Origin of the sequence: Rahnella sp. JUb53 (assembly GCF_004346065.1) — a bacterium.
Classification (GTDB): Bacteria; Pseudomonadota; Gammaproteobacteria; order Enterobacterales; family Enterobacteriaceae; genus Rahnella; species Rahnella variigena.
In genome coordinates this window covers 289,114-309,972 of the sequence record NZ_SLYT01000007.1, presented here as the reverse complement: position 1 = coordinate 309,972, position 20,859 = coordinate 289,114, and the positions used below count along the sequence as shown (strand labels likewise).

The 20,859-nt window shown below is 50.9% G+C and carries 18 protein-coding genes; 10 read left to right on the top strand and 8 right to left on the bottom strand.

Going from position 1 to position 20,859, the window contains the following annotated elements; all coding sequences use genetic code 11:
• Positions 1 to 183 precede the first annotated feature (183 nt).
• Positions 184 to 498 carry an L-rhamnose mutarotase gene (rhaM, locus tag EC840_RS17900; RefSeq protein WP_120161989.1) on the top strand — a complete coding sequence of 105 codons (315 nt, stop codon included), beginning with the start codon at positions 184 to 186 and terminating at the stop codon, positions 496 to 498.
• On the opposite strand, the gene EC840_RS17895 is transcribed toward rhaM, so the two are convergent.
• Positions 473 to 2,647: a YgiQ family radical SAM protein gene (locus EC840_RS17895; RefSeq protein WP_132966418.1), complete on the bottom strand. Its 2,175-nt coding sequence runs from the start codon at positions 2,645 to 2,647 to the stop codon at positions 473 to 475. The genes rhaM and EC840_RS17895 overlap by 26 nt on opposite strands.
• 249 nt (positions 2,648 to 2,896) lie before the next feature.
• Here EC840_RS17895 and EC840_RS17890 point away from each other — a divergent pair, with 249 nt between their 5' ends.
• Positions 2,897 to 3,628, top strand: a complete 732-nt coding sequence (locus EC840_RS17890) for a hypothetical protein (RefSeq protein WP_132966416.1) — start codon at positions 2,897 to 2,899, stop codon at positions 3,626 to 3,628.
• Positions 3,629 to 3,711: 83 nt separating this feature from the next.
• On the opposite strand, the gene EC840_RS17885 is transcribed toward EC840_RS17890, so the two are convergent.
• The 3 genes from EC840_RS17885 to EC840_RS17875 form a co-directional block, all read right to left on the bottom strand.
• Positions 3,712 to 5,364, bottom strand: a complete 1,653-nt coding sequence (locus EC840_RS17885; RefSeq protein ID WP_112289479.1) for a dihydroxyacetone kinase subunit DhaK — start codon at positions 5,362 to 5,364, stop codon at positions 3,712 to 3,714.
• Between the two features lie 159 nt (positions 5,365 to 5,523).
• On the bottom strand, positions 5,524 to 6,891 hold the full coding sequence (locus tag EC840_RS17880; RefSeq protein WP_132966414.1) for an L-serine ammonia-lyase: 1,368 nt from the start codon (positions 6,889 to 6,891) through the stop codon (positions 5,524 to 5,526).
• Between the two features lie 105 nt (positions 6,892 to 6,996).
• Positions 6,997 to 8,280: an HAAAP family serine/threonine permease gene (locus EC840_RS17875; RefSeq protein WP_132966412.1), complete on the bottom strand. Its 1,284-nt coding sequence runs from the start codon at positions 8,278 to 8,280 to the stop codon at positions 6,997 to 6,999.
• Positions 8,281 to 8,877: 597 nt separating this feature from the next.
• Here EC840_RS17875 and EC840_RS17870 point away from each other — a divergent pair.
• From EC840_RS17870 to EC840_RS17860, 3 genes are read left to right on the top strand one after another with little or no spacing between them, the layout of a single operon-like run.
• Entirely contained in the window at positions 8,878 to 9,465 is a 588-nt protein-coding gene (locus EC840_RS17870; RefSeq protein ID WP_113876405.1) for a YfiR family protein, read from the top strand.
• Positions 9,466 to 9,467: 2 nt separating this feature from the next.
• Positions 9,468 to 10,748, top strand: coding sequence for a diguanylate cyclase (locus tag EC840_RS17865; RefSeq protein WP_113876282.1), 1,281 nt, complete (start codon positions 9,468 to 9,470; stop codon positions 10,746 to 10,748).
• Between the two features lie 15 nt (positions 10,749 to 10,763).
• Positions 10,764 to 11,261, top strand: coding sequence for an OmpA family protein (locus EC840_RS17860; protein ID WP_112289475.1), 498 nt, complete (start codon positions 10,764 to 10,766; stop codon positions 11,259 to 11,261).
• On the opposite strand, the gene EC840_RS17855 is transcribed toward EC840_RS17860, so the two are convergent.
• Entirely contained in the window at positions 11,248 to 12,135 is an 888-nt protein-coding gene (locus EC840_RS17855; protein ID WP_112289474.1) for a LysR family transcriptional regulator, read from the bottom strand. The two genes, EC840_RS17860 and EC840_RS17855, sit on opposite strands and share 14 nt — an antisense overlap.
• Before the next feature lie 103 nt (positions 12,136 to 12,238).
• Here EC840_RS17855 and budA point away from each other — a divergent pair, with 103 nt between their 5' ends.
• A complete protein-coding gene (budA, locus tag EC840_RS17850; protein WP_113876280.1) occupies positions 12,239 to 13,021 on the top strand; it encodes an acetolactate decarboxylase in 783 nt (260 codons plus the stop codon).
• A gap of 27 nt (positions 13,022 to 13,048) precedes the next feature.
• Positions 13,049 to 14,725: an acetolactate synthase AlsS gene (gene alsS / locus EC840_RS17845; protein WP_113876404.1), complete on the top strand. Its 1,677-nt coding sequence runs from the start codon at positions 13,049 to 13,051 to the stop codon at positions 14,723 to 14,725.
• A gap of 32 nt (positions 14,726 to 14,757) precedes the next feature.
• Here alsS and EC840_RS17840 read toward each other — a convergent pair whose 3' ends face one another.
• Positions 14,758 to 15,591 carry an HNH endonuclease gene (locus EC840_RS17840; protein ID WP_207914769.1) on the bottom strand — a complete coding sequence of 278 codons (834 nt, stop codon included), beginning with the start codon at positions 15,589 to 15,591 and terminating at the stop codon, positions 14,758 to 14,760.
• A gap of 522 nt (positions 15,592 to 16,113) precedes the next feature.
• Here EC840_RS17840 and EC840_RS17835 point away from each other — a divergent pair.
• Positions 16,114 to 16,335, top strand: coding sequence for a hypothetical protein (locus tag EC840_RS17835; RefSeq protein WP_120161995.1), 222 nt, complete (start codon positions 16,114 to 16,116; stop codon positions 16,333 to 16,335).
• Positions 16,336 to 16,401: 66 nt separating this feature from the next.
• Here EC840_RS17835 and EC840_RS17830 read toward each other — a convergent pair whose 3' ends face one another.
• A complete protein-coding gene (locus EC840_RS17830) occupies positions 16,402 to 17,538 on the bottom strand; it encodes a porin (RefSeq protein ID WP_132966410.1) in 1,137 nt (378 codons plus the stop codon).
• Positions 17,539 to 18,167: 629 nt separating this feature from the next.
• Between EC840_RS17830 and EC840_RS17825 the strand changes: the two genes are divergently transcribed.
• The gene (locus EC840_RS17825; protein ID WP_113876277.1) at positions 18,168 to 18,503 is read left to right on the top strand and encodes a hypothetical protein; all 336 of its coding nucleotides are present in this window, start codon (positions 18,168 to 18,170) and stop codon (positions 18,501 to 18,503) included.
• On the opposite strand, the gene EC840_RS17820 is transcribed toward EC840_RS17825, so the two are convergent.
• Positions 18,481 to 19,401 (bottom strand): alpha/beta hydrolase, encoded by a 921-nt coding sequence (locus tag EC840_RS17820; RefSeq protein WP_132966408.1) that lies wholly within the window; start codon positions 19,399 to 19,401, stop codon positions 18,481 to 18,483. The genes EC840_RS17825 and EC840_RS17820 overlap by 23 nt on opposite strands.
• Positions 19,402 to 19,818: 417 nt before the next feature.
• Between EC840_RS17820 and EC840_RS17815 the strand changes: the two genes are divergently transcribed.
• A complete protein-coding gene (locus tag EC840_RS17815) occupies positions 19,819 to 20,778 on the top strand; it encodes a glycosyltransferase (protein ID WP_132966405.1) in 960 nt (319 codons plus the stop codon).
• Positions 20,779 to 20,859 lie beyond the last annotated feature (81 nt).

Sequence of the window (20,859 nt, the reverse complement as noted above, 5' to 3'; positions counted from 1 at the left end):
TATGTGGCGACCTCATACCCATCTTGGTGGTCTTTCACCAAACGAATATGAGGTCGCCGCTTAATGGGGTGTCAACTTTTACTAGACCAGAACACAGGCAACTTCAGATTCAACGCTGCCATTAATACCCCACCCCAGCCCTCCCCTTCGCAGGGGAGGGAGTAAATCTAACCGGAGAAAAACATGATCCGTAAATCCTTCGTTATGCAGGTTAATCCAGATGCACACGATGAATATCAGCGTCGTCATTCACCAATCTGGCCGGAACTGGCGGAAACCCTGAAAGCCCACGGCGCACATCACTACAGCATTTTTCTCGATGAAAAACGTAATCTGCTGTTTGGCTATGTGGAAATTGAATCTGAAGAAAGATGGAATGCCGTGGCAAAAACGGATATTTGCCAGAAGTGGTGGAAGCATATGGCAGACGTAATGCCTGCCAATGCCGATAACAGCCCGATCAGTAGCGATCTTAAACCGGTCTTTTACCTCGATTAACCCGCTGACCGGCGGGTTTTCCTTTTACGGCACCCGGATTTTGCGCTTTTGAGGCAGTAAATCGCGTAGTCGCCGGTTTCGCTTTCCCCGAACGTGACGGTGCAAACTTCGGATCAAATCCGTCCGGTGGTACCAGGCAATCAGGTCGGATCCCAATCAGGCGGCGCATCCCCATTGCGGTCAGTGCCTCGCGGATCACCGGCCAGTTCGCCGGATCGTGATAGCGCAGCAACGCTTTATGCAACCGCCGCTGACGATCCCCTTTCGGCACCACCACATCTTCACTTTTATAATCCACTTTGCTGAGCGGATTCTTGCCGCTGTAATACATGGTGGTCGCACTGGCGAGCGGTGACGGATAGAAGTTCTGCACCTGATCCAGACGGAAGCGATTTTTCTTCAGCCACAGCGCCAGATTGATCATATCTTCAGTGCGCGTGCCCGGATGCGCGGAGATAAAATACGGGATCAGATACTGCTCTTTCCCGGCCTGTTTCGAATAGCTGTCGAACAGTTCTTTGAACCGGTAATAGCTGCCCATGCCCGGTTTCATCATTTTAGAAAGCGGCCCGGTTTCGGTGTGCTCCGGCGCGATCTTCAGATAACCGCCGACGTGATGCTCCGCCAGCTCTTTAATATAACGCGGATCCTCTACCGCCAGATCATAACGTACGCCCGAAGCGATCAGGATTTTCTTGATACCTTTCAGGCTGCGCGTACGGCGATAAAGGTTGATCGTCGGCTCATGGTTGGTGTCCATGTGTGTACAGATTTCAGGGTATACGCAGGAAGCACGGCGGCAGCTTTGCTCCGCTTTTGGCGACTGACAGCGCAGCATATACATGTTGGCCGTCGGACCACCGAGATCGGAAATCACACCGGTGAATCCTGGTACGCTGTCGCGGATCTCTTCGATTTCACGCACGATCGACTCTTCCGAGCGGCTCTGAATGATCCGCCCTTCATGCTCGGTGATCGAACAAAATGCGCAACCGCCGTAACAACCACGCATGATATTGATCGAGAAACGGATCATGTCATACGCCGGAATAGTCGCTTTACCGTAAGACGGATGCGGCACGCGCTGGAAAGGCAATCCAAACACTTCATCCATTTCTTCAGTAGAAAGCGGGATTGCCGGTGGATTGATCCACACATAGCGGTCACCGTGTTTTTGCATTAGCGCGCGGGCACAACCCGGGTTGGTTTCATGATGCAAAATGCGCGAGGTATGGGCATACAGCACCTTGTCGCCCTTCACTTTTTCAAATGACGGCAGCAGAACGTAGGTTTTCTCCCACGGTTTCGGCTTGGGCGCGCGCACCGTCACCGGCTGCGGGGCATCGGGCGCAGGCAGTTCACCTTCTGAACAGGGTAAGTCTTCGCCGTACGGATTCATGATCGGCTCAATGCGCCCCGGCTTATCGAGCCGCGTGGAATCCACTCCGCTCCAGCCGATCAGCGCCGTTTTACGCATCACCGCCGTATTGCGAACGTCGTGAATATCCGTAATGGATTCACCCGCCGCCAGACGGTGTGCCACTTCCACCAGTGGCCTTTCGCCGTTGCCATAAATCAGCATGTCAGCTTTGGAATCCACCAGCACAGAGCGCCGCACGGTATCGGACCAGTAATCGTAATGCGCGATACGCCGCAGACTGGCTTCAATGCCGCCGAGCAACACCGGCACATCGCTGAAAGCTTCTTTGCAGCGCTGGGTGTAAACCAGCGTCGCGCGATCCGGGCGTTTACCGCCCACGTTGCCCGGCGTATAGGCATCGTCATGGCGCAGCTTCCGGTCGGCGGTATAACGGTTGATCATCGAATCCATATTGCCGGCAGTCACGCCATAAAACAGATTCGGTTTGCCAAGCCGCATGAAATCCTCTTTGTTGGTCCAGTCCGGCTGAGCGATGATCCCGACGCGAAACCCCTGCGCTTCCAGCATCCTGCCAATGATCGCCATGCCAAAACTCGGATGATCGACGTACGCATCTCCGGTCACCACGATCACATCACAACTGTCCCAGCCCAGTTCATCCATTTCCGCCCGGCTCATTGGGAAAAACGGCGCGGTGCCATAGCATTCCGCCCAGTAACGTGGGTAAGAAAATAGGGTGCGATCGGGTTGGATCAGGCTGACTGACATAATGTAGTTTCTTCGTTCGGCGGCAAATAATTGGCCGCAAATTATACGGGGACAAAAACCACTGCGGGGGAGCAAATCGCCTAAATTTGTTTTAGATCAACTTCTACTTTTTAGCATTCCGGATCCTGACCGGGCGATTTGACCTCCTCAGTAATTGAGATTTCTGAATATGTCATTTCCTGTATCTGCGGATTAAAGAGTGCTCAAATGATCCGTTAATTACTTTCACATTGAAGGATCATCGTGGCCATGGACAGTAAACAATTTCAAAAGTTATTGTTGCCAAAACTCAGGGAAGCAATGCTGTATACACGCTCAAGAATCCCCATGAAATCAGCCAATAAATTCTATCCTGATAAAAGAATGATCGATGGGCTGATGATGACCAATCCCGACAAGTACCGGATGCATTCTCTGGGCGGAGACAGGAATCGTTCTCTGAATCTGGCCGCTAACAGAAAGCTCAAACTGGCACCACAACAGGTCTACCGGAAATACGAACAGGATCACCGCAACGGGATACGCAATGCCGGTAACTGTGGTGAAAATGCCATGATCGCGTTCTGGTATCTCACTGAACATATTCGTGAACTTGAAAAACTAGTCAAAACGCCAATAAAAATACTCACTATTTTTCTCAAGCACCCTGTCGATCACAGCCTGGTATTAGTAGGAACTGAACCCCCGCGCGGCAGCGGAAAAATTATGGAAAATACGTTAATTTGCGACCCGTGGGGAAAAATTGTCTGTCCTCTGGCGCATTATTCTCTCGAATGGAAAATGAAAATGAATAAATGGTCGAACCGTGGCCTGAAGGGTAAATGTGGCCGTGGAACTTACGATCCTTTTTACGACCAATGTTCCAGAGAAAGTGTGCGCGCTGGACGACTGCTTATTTCAGAGCAAACGTATTCCGGTAAAACCCAGAGAATAAAGGATACAAAGACCTACTCGCTGATAAACAAAAACGAATTTTCATAACGTAACGTAGTTAAAGGGCGGGTAATGACATTCTCTTAAAGGCCTGCCAATTCCCGCAGGCCTTTCTTTTAAGCGAAAGAATTTTATTTCTTCGCCAGTGCTTCAAACACTTTTTCGACTGCGACTGCACCCGGATCTTTGACGCCTTTCAGGCTGTCGCTGCTCAGATAGGATGAACGCCCGGCGTTAGCTTTTTTCATGCTGGCCGTGTCTTTGGCGCCTTTAGCGGCGGCTTTCGCAGCACCTTTCAGCGCATCTTTCTTGCCAAGGGCTTCCAGCGCGGGCTGAAGTGCGTCGATCATCGTGCGATCGCCGAGATCAGCACCGCCATAATGCTTCATGCGCTCAAGACCGAACAGCAGCGCTTTCGGTAATTTCTCGCCCTCCGCGACTTTCTTACCCGCGGCCGTGAAGAAGATCGACATCAGCACGCCGCTCGATCCGCCCATCACTGTTGCCAGACGATCGCCGACTACGCCAAGAAGATCGGCAACATTATTCAGCGGCAATTTTTTGCCTTTGTTCTGCTTCTGGATATCGCGCGCGCCGGTGGCAAATGTCGAACCGGTATCGCCGTCACCCACTTTGGCATCGAGCTTATTCAGTTCATCTTCCAGACCGGAAAGTGTCTGTGTGATGGTTTCGACTATCTTGCCGACTTCGGCATTTGATGACGCTTTAACGGATTTTTTATCGCTGATGGCTTTACCTTTTTTAGTCGCCAGTTTTTCCAGCTTAACCAGTGGATGCCAGCCCGCGGCCTCCACCTCTGCCAGCAACGCTTCTTCAATTCCGCCTTTCAGCGCGATCACGGAAAGCGAAAAACCTTTCATATCCAGCGCACTGACGAGTGAAGCGGGTCCGATGAGATAACGCACCGAACTACCCAGCGCAGAATGCACCACTTCTTTAGTGATCTGACTCATTTCAAGCGGAGAAACGCCGCCGAGGTTATTGATCAATACCGCCAGCTTGTCGCTTTTTTTCACATGCTGCTGGAGCTTTTCAACCAGCGTATCTACCACTTTTTTACTGTTCTGAGTTTTCATCGTCGAGACGCCAGGCTCACCGTGAATACCTAATCCCAGCTCAACGTGGCCCGATTCGATACGCTGTTCTTCCTCATCTTCGCCGCCGCCCGGCAGACTGCAACCTGCGGCCGCCACACCAATACTCGCCGTGGCATCAATGGCCTGCTGCGCAATTTTGGTGACGTCTTTGAGAGATTTCCCCTGCTCTGCGGCATAACCGGCAATTTTATGCACCAGCACCGTCCCCGCGATACCGCGAGGCTGCTTGTTGTCCGGCAGAGAAATGTCGTCGGATACCATCACCAGCTCGACGTCGTAGCCCATGCCTTTGGCTTTCTCGGCCGCCAGACCAAAGTTCAGACGGTCGCCGGTGTAGTTTTTCACAATCAGCAGGCAGCCCGCTTTACCGGTGACCGCCACAATCGCATTCAGCACAGCGTCCACGCTCGGTGACGCAAACACTTCGCCGCACACCGCTGCGGTGAGCATTCCCTTACCGACAAAACCGACGTGGGCCGGTTCGTGACCGGAGCCACCGCCGGAAATCAGGGCGACTTTTTTCTTATCCCAGTCGCGGCGAACGACCACGCGAATAGCCGGATCAACGTCCAGTTTTGCCAGATTTTTGTAGGGAGAGGTCAGGATCACCCCTTCGATAACATCGTTAATCAGAGACTTACGGTCATTCATAAAGAATTTAGACATGCCGGATCTTTCCTTTTAACTGTTTTCCAGGTGTTGTGAGGCAGAAAAAAACATACCTCTGCGTAATGCAGGTATCTGAAAACATAGCACAGGACAAAAATCAGGAAGGAGACGAGAAAGGCGGTTTCCCGCCTTTTTAGGAAATGATGTAGAAAGAAATCAATTACACGCTAACACTTTAATCGCTAACCCTCCCGTCGAGGTTTCACGATATTTTGAGTTCATGTCTTTGCCGGTTTCGTACATGGTTTCGATGACTTTATCGAGACACACGCGCGGCTCGCTGGTACGGCGCAGTGCCATACGTGAAGCATTGACCGCTTTAACCGCCGAAATGGCATTTCGTTCGATGCACGGCACCTGAACCTGTCCGGCGAGCGGGTCACACGTCAGCCCGAGGTGATGTTCCATGGCGATTTCTGCCGCCATTAACACCTGCGCCGTGCTGCCGCCCAGCAGCTCAGTCAGACCGGCTGCCGCCATGGAACAAGCCACGCCGACTTCGCCCTGACAGCCCACTTCTGCACCGGAAATCGAGGCGTTCATTTTGAACAAAATGCCGACCGCGCCGGATGCGAGGAAGAAACGGCTGTAAGAATCCGGGCTGATCGGACGGATGAACTGATCGTAATACGTCAGCACCGCCGGAATGATGCCACATGCGCCGTTGGTCGGTGCCGTTACAACCCGTCCGCCTGCCGCGTTTTCTTCGTTAACAGCCATCGCGTACATATTGATCCAGTCCACCACGCCCATCGGATCAACGTTGTTTTTATCCTGCGTCACCAGAATACGACGCAGCGCCGCGGCGCGGCGGTTGATTTTCATCGGGCCTGGCAACAGCCCTTCGGTATGAATACCGCGCGTAATGCCTTCGCTCATCACATTCCAGATAGCCGCAAAGTGTTCGCTGATTTCTGCACGTGTATGGCTGGCCAGCTCGTTTTGCAGCATCAGCGCCGACAGGGACAGGCCGGTGTCGGTGCAATGCTTTTGCAAATCACTGGCCGAACGGAACGGGTACGGTCGCACCACAGGGTTTTCATCCTGCAGGCCGAACTTGCTGGCTTCGACAATAAAGCCGCCGCCAATAGAATAATAGGTTTGCGTATACAGCAGCTCATCACCGTTGAACGCGCTGATTGTCATGCCGTTTTCGTGTAAAGGCAGATTATTAAAATGGAAATTCATCCCGGAACCGGCCGGGAAATCCACTTCCTTCGCGCCCTTGCCGAGCATCAGTCGCCCGGAAGTTTCCACCTGACGGATAAACGCCGGGATCGCATCAATATCCACATCGTCCGGCATATTGCCGGCCAGCCCCATGATGATCGCCAGATCGGTGTGGTGGCCTTTACCGGTTAACGATAAAGAACCATAGACATCGACGACCACACGGGTGGTATGAGTAATATGGCCAGAAGAGATAAGTTCATCAGTGAATATTTTCCCGGCTTTCATCGGGCCAACAGTATGCGAACTGGAAGGACCAATACCAATTTTGAAAATATCGAAGACGCTGATCACGGTGGGCACTCCATGTGAATAAGATGACGGGCAAAAATACGGGAGGAAAGTGAGCAGGAATATTCCCGCCCACTTTATTTCAATTAACTTTAAATACTTTACTCATTAACCAATCAGGCTAAATACGATGGCTGACATGGCAATCAGACCCATAATCACTACGAACACATTGCTGATATGGCCGCTGTATTTTCTCATCGCAGGAACTTTACGAATCGCATACATAGGCATCAGGAATAACAGCATCGCAATAATCGGACCACCCAGCGTTTCGATCATACCCAGAATACTTGGATTCAGGGTAGCGACTAACCAGGTGGTTAATAACATGAAGATGCCGGTATAACGGTTCAGCGTTGGCAGGGCAATAGTTTTCCCTTTACCACGCAATGACTTAATTACCATGCCGTTGAAACCTTCACGCGCACCCAGATAATGGCCGAGGAAAGATTTGGTAATCGCGATAAAGGCAATAAATGGCGCGATATATTCAATGACCGGGTTAGAGAAGTGGTTGGCTAAATAAGACAGAATAGACACGTTCTGCGATTTAGCTTCCATCAGGTCTGCCGGAGACAGGCTCAGTACGCAGCTGAAGACGAAGAACATCACGGTGATAACCATCATGATGTGGCTAAATGCCAGAATACGTGAACATTTTCTCTCAGCGTCTTCGCCATACTCTTTGCGTTTTGCGACAGCGAAAGAGGAGATAATCGGCGAGTGGTTAAAGGAGAATACCATCACCGGAATGACCAGCCACAATGTCATCAGCATACCGTGACCCACGCCATTGCCCGACATGGAGACGTTTTCAAACACTGACGTATTCCAGTTAGGAATAAGGTACAGCGCCAGCGCCATCAGCACCGCAACAAACGGGAAGACCAGAATACTCATCGCTTTCACGATCATATCCTGACCGAAATGTACCAGCGTCATTAAGCCCAAAATCAGGATCAGAGACAGTAACGCACGCGGTGGCGCATTCATATGCATCTGGTGAGTAATAAAACTCTCAACCGTATTAGTGATCGCCACGCTGTAAACCAGCAGAATAGGATAAATGGCGAAGAAATAAAGCAGGGTAATTAATTTACCGGCTGAAATACCGAAATGCTCTTCCACGACTTCCGTAATATCTTCACCGGCATTCTTTCCGGATAATACAAACCGGGTTAATCCGCGGTGAGCGAAGAATGTCATTGGGAAGGCGAGGATCGCCATAATGATTAATGGAATGAGACCGCCGATACCGGCATTAATAGGAAGAAAGAGAACACCTGCACCAATTGCTGTTCCATATAAACCTAACATCCACATAGTGTCAGTTTTACGCCAGGAACTTACCGATTTTTTAGACAGCGTCCCGATTGTTGTATTATCCATGATTCCTCAGCACCTAATTATAAAAATAATTCCGTTTCCCCAGGAATGGTTGATGTTTTTTTACTGCACCCGTCATCAAAAAAACCACCCTGACGGATAAAACATACCATTAATGTGGGCATGATACCTATCAGCAGCATAAAAATCTGGATAACCGCATAGCTTTGAGATCATGGTCACGAATATCTTTAAAATGCGGACTGATATTCCTTTAAATTCCAAACCATTAACATTTTCTCTAATTTAAATTCATCAAATAGTGATTACAGTAACATCTATTTTTTGTGATATTTTGTTATGCCCGTGACTATTATTTAAATAACGATTGAAATACCAGCAACATGTATTATTTATAGTCTGACTCCCTGAACTAAATTGTTCATAAATTGACCACTCCATTCACCTCTTAAAAAAACGGAATACGTTAACATTCCTTCTGAATTTCCTCTGTTTTCTGACTTGTGTAAAAAATACGCCACAACGCGACCGCAGTTACAGAAGGAAAATTTTTACACTTACGCTTTCGGAACTATTGCCGATAAAGTTATTCTTACGCTGGGGAAATCATTTCAACCGGAAGAAACACAGAGCGACTCAATGGGAAAAGCCCGATCACCTTTTTGCCCGCCAGCAGGGACATCACTACGCCGTTTTATTAAGGCTGCGTATGGCATTGTCCTGCTGCTGATGCTGATGGTCGCTCCGCTGACATCGGGTGTTGCACAAGACAGCGATCCGCAGGCGGATGCGGCTGTCGCGCAGACCGTCAACGGCATCCTGAGCTATTCGCGCTGGCCGGGCGCAACCCCCACGTCCGTCTTAACGCTTTGCATCATCCCTCCCGTGAAATACGCCGCGCAACTTACCCCGGATGGCAGCGCATTCACCGGCCGGCCACTCAAAGTCATGACGCTTCCGTTCGACAGCCCGCTGCTCACATCGGAGTGCGATGCTATTTATTCCGGCAACATGACAACGGAACAGCAGGCAGATTTACATCAGCGCCTGGAAGGCCATGCAATTCTCACTATCGGTGAACAGGATGATGCCTGTGCATTACTGAATGCGTTTTGTCTGGTGATGACGCCACTTCATACCGGATTCAAATTGAATCTGGACACGCTGTCCCGCAGCGGCGTGCGGGTAAATCCCGCCGTATTACAACTTGCCAGGGAAAAGGAGTGACCATGAAAAACAAAATTCCTGTTCCTGAGGTTGAACAGTCAGGCCAGCGTCCGACGCTGAGCGCTGCACTGAACCGAATTCATGTGATTGTGATTTTAACGGCGATCGGTCTCGCCGGTTTCCTGCTGACGTTGCTGGCGTTAATCGCCCTGCGTTCTCACGCGGAAAGCAATCTGCAACTGACCGCGCGCGCCATCGGTTACACCACGGAAGCCGCACTGGTCTTTAATGACCCTTCGGCGGCGCATGACTCGCTGGAATTTATCGCCAGACGCGGCGATTTCACCCAGGCAAAAATTCTGACGCCAGCGGGTGCGACATTCACCGAGTGGCAGCGTCCGATCCACAGCAACTGGGACAAACTGGGTCAGTTCGTCGGCCATGTGGCGTTTCCGGAACCCGTGACCGTACCGGTGGTGCATTCCGGCTCGGTCATCGGCACCATCTGGCTAGAAGGTAACGGCAGCAGTCTGATTGGCTTCCTGGCGGAAACTATCCTGAGCCTGCTCGGTTGTCTGGTGCTGACCGCGCTGGTCGCGCTGTATTTTTCCCGCCGGATGCAAAAAGGCATTGTCGATGCCCTCGGTCACATTACCCATGTCACCCATGAAGTCAGTGCTAACCGGTCGTTTAGTCTGCGCGTTCCTTCCGCGCCAATAGTCGAGCTGCATACACTCAGCCAGGACTTCAACAGCCTGCTGACCGAGCTGGAAGCCTGGGAAAACCATATGCGGAACGAGAACGTTTCGCTGACAAAAAAAGCGTTGCACGACGGCCTGACCGGTCTGCATAATCGCGCGTTTTTCATTGATACCCTTAATCAGTGTTTCAATCCGGTAAGAGCACCGCTATCGCTGGCGTTGCTGTTCATCGATGTTGATAACTTTAAGGAAATCAATGATTCACTCGGGCACGCCGCCGGCGACCGGGTACTGATGGTGATTGGCGAAAGACTGGCAAAAACCCTGCGTAAGGGGGATGTGCTGGCCCGTCTGGGCGGCGATGAATTTGCCATTCTGCTTGAGCCGATGATCTCTACCGCCGAAGCAGTGGCGTTCGCCGAGCGGATTGTCGAGATCATGAAAACGCCGGTCATTTTGCTCAACAACAAAACGCTGGATGTGTCACTCAGCATCGGCATTGCGCTTTCGCCTTCACAGGCAAACAGTGCGAAAGAAATTCTCGAAAAGGCCGATGAGGCCATGTATCGCTCTAAAAGAATATCCGGCAGTTGCTGGCATGTGTCTTCAGGCATGCCGCTTCCTGTCGCGATGAAACACTAAAAGGAATTAATGACTATGAAGACCTGCAATACGTTCAAATCCTGGTATCAGTTCGCCGCAATGGGGCTGTGCATTGTGCTGCTGGCCGCCTGTCAGAGTAAACCTGCGGGATTAACACCGGAACAAATCGCCGTGCTGCAAAAGAACGGTTTCTCGCAAACCGATGCGGGCTGGGAACTGGGACTGGATGCCAAAGTTCTGTTTGGCAATAATCAGGATAAGCTTTCCGCCGAAAGTAAGCAGTCAGTGGAAAAACTGGCGGGCGAACTTCTGCACGTCGGCCTGAACAAGGTCAATCTCGACGGCCATACCGATAACTACGGTGATCCGGCTTACAACAACGATCTGTCGCTGCGCCGCGCTGACACCGTCGCCGCCGCCTTTGCCGATGCCGGAATGCCGCGCGCCAATATCCATACCCGTGGACTGGGCCAGAGCAAACCTGTCGCCAGCAATAAAACCCAGGCCGGACGCGCTCAGAACCGCCGCGTGTCTGTGATTATTGTGGTTTAACCGACAACAATCCCACCAGATGCAGCGCCGCCTTGCAGTTATCCGTTCTGCGCCAGGCGAGCGCGATCTGCGTCGTTAATGTCTGCCCTGCCAGGGGCAGACACCTCACATTGGCTTCATCAATCTTACTCAGCGACGCCGGTATCAGCGCGTAACCAAATCCTGTCGCCACCATACTCAGCGCCGAGGTAATCTGCGGACACTGCTGCCCGTAGCGCGGCGAAAATCCAGCCTCTTCACACGCATGCGTGACGGCATCATAAAGCCCCGGCGATAAATCTCGCGGGAAGGTGATCAGCGTATCGTGGCGCAGCGCCGACAGCCGGACTTCCTTTCCCTGACTGAGCGGATGGGTTTTGGGCAGCGCCACCATCATTTCCTCGATATCCAGCACCTTAAAACTGAACTCTTTGCTGCGCTCGCACGGCAGACGGATAAACGCCGCATCCAGCGCGCCCTCGCTCATAGCCGTCATCAGCCCCGCCATATCCTTTTCCAGCGGTTCGAGAACCATGCCCGGATATTTATCCCGAAAGCGATGCAGCAACGCAAAAACCTGCGGGTTAAACGCCGTCGACGTGGCAAAGCCGAGTCGCAGCGTACCGTTCATACCACGCGCAACGGCGCGGGTGCGCTCAAGGGCGGCATCGGTCAGTTTGATGATGGTTTGTGCGTCGTCGTACAGCACTTTTCCGGCTTCGGTCAGCTCGACGCCACGGGTCAGGCGTTTGAGTAAAGGAGTGCCGATTTCATGTTCGAGCCGCTGGATTTGCTGGCTCAGCGGAGGCTGGGAGATCCCAAGCTGTTCGGCAGCACGGGTGAAGTGTCCCGTCTCTGCTACCGCGACAAAATAGCGCAGGTGACGAAGTTCCATATCAAAAACGTCTCAAAGTGAACACCTCCTCATATTGGAACTCAGGGCGGAATGGGGTCAACCTTTTAGTTAGCAAAGTTAATTATTCGACGGAGACCCCTGCATGAAAAACCATTCCGAATCCTGCTCCTGCGTGGCGGACATTGCCCGCACCGCAACAGCGTTTAAACATCAGCATCCTGACCGCGTTTTGTATCAGTCGTCGCTGATGAGCGCCCTGCTGAGCGGTGTGTATGAAGGCAACACCACAATGGCAGACCTGCTGGAACACGGCGATTTTGGTCTCGGTACCTTCAACCATCTCGACGGCGAACTGATCGCGTTCAACAGCAACATCTTCCAGTTACGCGGCGACGGCAGCGCCCGGCGCGCCCTTCCTGAACAAAAAACACCGTTCGCCGTCATGACATTCTTTAACCCGACTGATGAATACGTGATTGACCGCCCGCACAGCCGCGAGCAAATCCACAAGGTGATCGACGACGTCGTCGCCAGCCAGAACACCTTCTGCGCCCTGCGCATTGATGGCGAGTTCAGCTGCGTCGAGACCCGTACCGTGCCGGAACAGCACCGCCCGTATAAACCGATGCTGGAAGCCATCGAAGCCCAGCCGACGTTTCATATCGAACACAGCCAGGGCGTGCTGATTGGATTTCTGACACCGGCCTATATGCAGGGCATTAACGTGGCGGGCTATCACGAGCATTTTATCAATCAGGAACGCAGCAGCGGCGGCCATGTGCTGGATTATCAGGTTGAGCGCGGCGTGCTGACCTTCGGCACGGTCGAAAAGCTGTTGATCGACTTTCCGCAGGACAGCGATTTCCTGCACGCCAACTTATGCCCTGATGATTTAAATGATGCGATTCAGTCGGTTGAAAGTTAACAGACCGCAGAAAGAAGGATGAAAACCATGAAAAACTCAGACAGTAAAACCGACTGGAAATGTGGTGCGGATCTGGTCGTCGCGCAGCTTGAAGCACAGGGTGTCAAACATGTGTTCGGCATTCCCGGCGCAAAAATCGACCGCGTATTTGATTCGCTGGTCGACTCCCCTATCAAAACTATTCCGGTACGCCACGAAGCCAACGCCGCCTTTATGGCCGGTGCCGTGGGCCGTCTCACCGGCAAAGCGGGCGTCGCGCTGGTCACCTCCGGCCCCGGCTGCTCGAACCTGATCACCGGCGTCGCCACCGCGACATCCGAAGGCGATCCGCTGGTCGCACTCGGCGGTGCCGTTAAACGCGCCGACCACGTCAAACAGGTGCACCAGACCATGGACACCGTGGCGATGTTCCGCCCGGTCACCAAGTATTCCGCTGAAGTCACCTCGCCTTCTGCGCTGGCCGAAGTGCTGGCGAACGGTTTTCGCGCCGCCGAGTTCGGGCGTCCGGGTGCGGCATTTATCAGCCTGCCGATGGATATCGTCAACGAACCAGCCAGCGGTAAATTACTCACCTCGCAACCGCCGGTACTGGGCAGCGCGCCGCACGACGCGATATTGCAGGTCGCAAAGTTACTGAAACAGGCCAAAAATCCGGTGCTGCTGCTCGGCCTGATGGCCAGCCAGCCACGTAACGCCGAAGCGATCCGACGTCTGCTGCACAAAAGCGATCTGCCGGTCACCAGCACCTATCAGGCGGCGGGCGTTATCGATCAGGCTTCCTTCCACCGCTTCGCCGGACGCGTCGGTCTGTTCAACAATCAGGCCGGTGACCGCCTGCTTCGCAATGCAGATCTGGTGATCACCATCGGTTACAGCCCGGTCGAGTATGAACCGGCGCAATGGAGTAACGGCACCGCCGAACTGGTGCACATCGACGTGATGCCCGCCGAGACCGACAGCGACTATCTGCCGGACGTCGAGCTGGTGGGCGACATTGCCGACACATTGGATCTGCTGACGGAACAGATCCCGCAGCGTATCGATCTGAGCGCCTCTGCTGTCGAGATCCTCGAAGATCGCCGCCAGCAACGTGAACTGCTGGCCCAGAAAGGCCGCAGCCTGAACCAGTTTGCGATCCACCCGCTGCGTCTGGTGCGCGCGATGCAGGACATTGTCAACAGCGACGTCACCCTGTGCGTCGATATGGGCAGTTTCCACATCTGGATCGCCCGTTACCTTTACAGCTTCCGCGCCCGTCAGGTGCTGATTTCCAACGGTCAGCAAACCATGGGCGTCGCACTACCGTGGGCCATCGGCGCTGCGCTGGTCGATCCCGGTCGCAAAGTGGTTTCCGTATCCGGCGACGGCGGCTTTATGCAATCAAGCATGGAACTGGAAACCGCCGTCCGTCTGGGCGTCAACCTGCTGCACATCATCTGGGTCGATGAGGCCTACAACATGGTGGCAATCCAGGAAGAGAAAAAATACCAGCGCACCTCCGGCATCCAGTTCGGCCCGATTGATTTCAAAGCCTACGCCGACGCCTTCGGCGCCAAAGGTTTCGCCGTCACCTCCGCCGAAACGCTGGAAAGCACCCTCCGCGCCGCCATGGACGTACAAGGCCCCGCCGTCGTCGCCGTCCCGGTGGATTACAGTGATAACGCGTTACTGATGGGGCAGCTGGAGATGGGAAGGATTTTTTAGGGGGGATTTCAGGAAAGGTTAAAACGCCCTTGTTAGGGCGTTTTCTTACTCGCGGCAATCATATCTTTCAGCTCATCAATCGAGAGCGTACGATCTTTTTTGCGATGTATGATCCCATGGCAGTTAGCGCAGACGGGAACGAGATCTGTTTTGGGGTTTACAATCTTAGACATCCCAAATTCTGAAACAGGTACAACGTGATGAATATGAATAAAGTCCTTTGCATATTCTCCGTAAAAATCACCGAAGTTGAAGCCACAAGCGAAGCAGGTAGTGCCATGTATACTTTTTGCCAGCTTCTTCAACTTTGGGTTTCTTTCATACTTTGTAACGAACTTCGAAGTTTTCTTCCCTTCCTCATATGAAACCAGAGATTCCTCATCGGTTGCATCTTCTTGAAGGATTTCTTCACTCTCGATGTCGTCCATAATAAAGCGTGATTCAGTTAGCGCAGACGCAACAGCAATATCAGCAAAGACTTCCCCTGAAATGGGGCGAACGCTAAAACGCCAGTAATTAGATTTTTGCTGCTCGGGAATTTCTTCATAATAAACACCGTCATTTTTAGCCAGAACGGCCTGTTCAAACGGTTGAAACTCTGTCAGTACTGCATATAGATGACCGGCTTCATCCGGTCTGATCTCGCTTATTCGCCCGATCCCAAAATAGTGCGGTGCATCTGACAAGCGCTTTGACGAATACTCTTTGTTCCCTGGCTTTAGCCTCCCTTTGTAATACACAAAACGCATTCCAGGGGTGAGTGACTTTTGATACTGCTTAGGAAAATGATATCGCTCGCCAGTTTTGTCATCCCATTTGGAGTCATCACTCTCCGCAAGAACGACACACATCTCTTCGTCCATCATCTACTGATACCTGTTAAGTGAATCAATAGGTTGGAAGTATAATGGGTTCTTAATTGCTTACAACTTATGCATTTAATTTTTGAATAGTTTGGCCACTCTTCCTCTCGAAAGACTCAGTAAATAACGTATTTACACGTTCAGTTTCATCCTCTTTTCCAAGACATCTCGCAAAACTGAAAACTGCCTAAAAATTCCTCTCACTGTATAAATTCCCACGTATTAGACTCTCCCCACTGCGGCAAAATCCGCAGTCAGAATTAGCGTTCTGTCCCAGTTTGGTGCCATCAACTCTATGAAAATAGGGTGAATATGGTACGGTCTGCACTCACCCAAATTATGGTGGCTCAGACAGTGGCTTCTCACGAAGCACCGGATTCCAGACTGGCCGGAACGCTAACGCTGTTTGAGCTACCACCATCGGGATTAGCGTCTCTGGAGGTAGTTAATCAACTATCAGCTGGAGTACTAAAATGGAATTTTCTAACACTGCTTTTTCAAACACCTCCGTACCGGAGGCCCACAATGCCTAACCTTTACGACAATACCCCGCTGGAACTGGAAGAGATCGTCGATCACTGTCGTGCGTTGTCTTATGCCATTGTGTCGCTGGATAATCCGCAGGCAAAAGACCTGCTGGGATATATTCTGTGTGAACGGCTGGAAGTGCTGTATCAGACGCTGGAAATGCCATTTAGCGATGACGACGTGGTGGCTATAGAAATGACGGAAACACTGACGCACTAAGCGGATTTACAAACGTAAAAAAGCCAGCGCAACTGCGCTGGCCTGATTATCCACGAGGCGTGTGAATTAGAAATCGTAGAAGACGGTAACCCAGGTGGCGTCTGCTTCGTCGTCGGTGGTGTGCGCTAATGTGCGTTCCACGTAAACAGACAAGCCGTAACCGATGGTGGTACCCGCGCCCAGATAGACGTGGTTCGCGTGATATTCTTCGCCGCCTTTCAGTTGCAGGGAATCGGCTGCAACGTATGGCTGGATAGATTTCAGGAACGGTTTGTCGATATTAAAGGTATAACCGACGAACCCTTCCACACCGTAACCGCTGCCAGCAAAATAATGTTCGACAGGATTTTCACGGGTGCTCGGCACAAAATCTTTGTAATAGCTGCCGGTGCCGACGATGTACCAGTTGTTTGGCTGCCAGGTTAATGCGGTACCAGACAACTGCTGATGATAATCTTTTTCGTTATATTGATTATCTTTCACCGTGGCGTCAGTCAGGCTATACGCCGCACTCCAGACCAAATCTTTGGTGAGTTTATAATCGAAGCCTAAACCACCACCATTATTACGGCGATAGTGCTGATCCTCGCCCGCCTGAATTTCATCTTCAGGTAATAAGTAGTTGGCATATAACGTCACAGGACCAAAGTCGTTGGTATATTTAATGCTGTTTTTAGGCTTATTCGCACCATCGTAGCTGCCGTTAATGCCAATACCGGTACCGCCCGCATGACCATCGTTATCCCATACGTCACTTTTAATCCCGACGACAGAATAATAAATACCGTACTGGTGGCCGTAGGTTAATGTCCCGTAGCGATCATCTTTAAAGCCTGCATATAACTGACGCTGAGTATCACGCTGACCACCTTCCGGATAGTGACCATTCATGCCCAGCAGGTTCGCCATGTCCACACCCAGCTCGTAGTAGGCGATGACTGAGGTATCTTGTGTCAGTTTATAATCACCACGGAAGCGGAAACGGGTGCCACCATCGTGACCATTTTTATAATAGCCAGGCTCCGGACCGTTATTGAAAATCCACTCAGGACGGATGCTGCCGCCGACCTGCAAGCTTAATGGCGCCAGCAAAGCATTACTCTGAGGATTTTTATCTAAAACAGTAATCTCGGCCCGGGTGCTGGCAGATAATGCCGACAGCACGACGCCGCCAATTAAGATTGACGCTTTTAAATTGCTCATTATTACCCTGTCTTTATTATTTATGTGATGTGTGTGCGGTCTTGCGCCGCGTATAAATAATTAACATAGGTCTGACGGGGGACAAAGTGAAAATTCAGAAAGTTCCTTATAAGGAAATTATATATAGGGAGTAATTAGTAAACAATAATATTGTGATATGTAACTATAAGAAAATTTTTATGTTTTAGTGATTAAATACAGAACAACATGATAAAAATACGAGCAATTGTAAACTTACGGCAACTAAAAATTGAAATATTTAATAACAATTACATCCTAAAAATAGCATCAATAAGTAAATCATGCCAGCGTGATAATGACATTACGTGACAACCACTTAATATTATTACATTGAATTTGAGTTAATTCAAAATCGCCAGAATAATATCCGGAAAAGACTGTTATTAATTAACCAATTTCAATTTTTATCTCATGGATATCATTCTGGTGGTGAATATCCCCGATTCTCTGTGCGAATTTTGCGAGACATCTTCCAGTTCCGACAACAAACCACTGTAAATATAAACAGGTTATTTCTTTGCAGCATGAACAGGCATACAGTTCTCTGGCAGCGGCAATCACCCCGCCAGTAAAGGGGGCCTCGACTCACTGACAATGGAATGATCTTCATGACTAATACTGAAAACAGCACGGCCTTCACCGCAAACTCTGTCACCGTTTTTCGTTCACTGATTGAAGGGTTGGATCTCAGCCACTTCGGGGAAGCGCAGCTTTATGATCTCAGCGCGCTGGCATCGGAGTCCGCCGGCGGACTATGCCAGGGGTTGTTGTGTTTGAGTGAAGGACTGGAGAACTGCGAGGTAATTCCACCGGAGGGGATTGCACAGGTCAGCGGCTACCTGAAAGCATCAGCGCATCTGATCCCTGTGCTCTTTGAATTATGCGAGCAGGCCAACAGCAGCCTGATGCGTATGAAAAAAATTACGGCTTATCCGATGAACTGACGTGCGCGGCGATATCCCGCATGACATTTCGCGCTGTCTTGCTGATCCCACCGAGCTGGAAAAAACCATGAATGACACCCAGATAGCGCTGAGCAGTACATTCAACACCCTGCTCAGTCAGCCGGGAGTACAGCGCCTCGCCTTCGTCACATAACGGATCGTATTCCGCCGTGATGATGTGAACCGGCGGCAATCCGGCAAAGTCATCGCGCCACAAAGGACTGGCTTCAGAATGCATGAAGTCAGTCTGCGGGAAATAAGCCTCAAAACCGCTAAGTAAAGTGTCGCTGGTTAGCACGTAATCCTCACCATTCCGCTTGTGGCTTTCACAGGACGCTGTCGCATCCAGCATCGGGTAAATCAGCACCAGCTGACGCGGCAGCCACTGCCCGGCATCTCGTAAACGCAGAGCGGTGATCAGGGCCAGATGCCCGCCTGCGCTGTCGCCCATCAATGTAATCTGGTCGCGATGTATGCCAAGAGTTTCCGCATTTTGCCAGATAAGGTTTGCAGCCTGTTCAGCGTCGTCATGCGCTGTGGGATAAGTATGTTCAGGCGCTAAACGATACTGAACGGCAATCATCCGACAGCCACTGTAAAAAGCGAGCTGACGCAGCTGATTATCATGTGTGGCAAATCCACCGCTGACAAAGCATCCACCGTGATAATAGATAACGGCAGGTAATGCACCATGCGCTTCCAGCGGCGAGTAAACATGTAACGACATCCCCCCGATGACCACATCCTCAACATCTACACGCTGCTCAATATCACCGGCTAATACTGTGCTGGCAATATAGCCAGCACGACGCTCAGTGAAAGTCAGTCTGCGGGAAGACGGACAGCCAGCAGCGATGAAGTCGTTAACCAGCTCAGCAATTGCGGATTCCAGTGCCATGATGATCTCTTCCTGATTGTGGGGATTTAAGCGCGAATAAGATGATGACAGGCTACGATATTCTCCCTCAGCAAGTCGATCGGTATTAACGATCAGTTCTTACTTATTGATCTATCAAAACGATTATCTTTTGCCAGCCAGCTCTGGTTATCCTTGGCGTTCCTGAACGTGGATTAAAACTCTTATATTATTAGCGGCTCATTTTGCAGCCGGGATTTGTTACGCCGCGAAAATACCAAATGAAGAATAATGCGAATACGAGATGAAAATGAAAAGATGCACCCGATGCAATAAAAAAAGAAACTTCATCGAACGGTTATTTTCTCAGGATAAAGAGCTTTGCGAGGAATGCATTTACGATATTCAATCGGAAATCAGAGAAAGAAGAGAAATCCCGGTCAAAAGGCATGATGCCGAATGACGCTCATTTCAGAAATTCAAACTGAACGGATTGATGTCAGCATCATCATTCCTGTCTATAACGCCGCAGAGACCATCGGTCACCTCATCAGCAAGATCCTTAGGGAAACCCGTGTCGTTATTGAACTCATTATCGTTAATGACGGTTCCACTGATGCTACCGGCAATCTTATCCGGGATGTCTGCGACAACCGGTTCATCCTCATTGAGCAGGAAAATCAGGGCGTCTATGCAGCACGCAATGCCGCGTTGGATATCCATCGCGGCGAATGGGTGATATTTCTTGATGCAGACGACGACGTTAAAGACGGATTCATTTATGAACGCTGGCAGGACGCGATAAACACTCAGGCCGATGTGATGATCTTCAATGCCTGGCGCACGGGGCCCTCTTCATCCAAAACGGCTGTGCATGTCAAACAGCCCTACGGAAAAAACCTATCCGGGCATGACTGGATACGCCACTGCGTGACGCATCGCGAATGGCCACACTATCTGTGGCTGCAGATCATCAGGTCATCTTATATCCGCCAGCATTCCCTCTCCTTTCAGTCCGGCAAAAGCCACAAAGATATTCTCTGGACCATTCACCTTGCAGCGGCCAATGGTCGATTCTGTTTATCCGACAGCAAAGATTACACTTATAAGGTAAATGCCGATTCCATCACGCATCGCAGCGATTATTTTGACGTCAGGGCACAAAGCTATATTGAGGTGATTGCGGAAATCATCCGGCTGGCCAGGCTGGAGCAGAACATAAGAATCAGGGTGTTTTTGTACCGGCATGCGCTGGTGGAGGCGCGGCATTTTTTGGGGTTGTTTAGAAATAATGTGGGGGACAAGATCAGGGTGAAGTCATGCTTCAGAGAAAGCATTTCAGCCGGTGATTTATTTAAAGGTATTAACAGCCTGAGTGATGTATTTTTCTTTATTAAGCTGTCAGGCAAACTTTTATAAATGAGATCCTGAAAGAAGCGATAAAGCAGGTCAGACACGAAACAAGTAAACAGACCAGTCATACTGGTCTGTTTGTTTCCA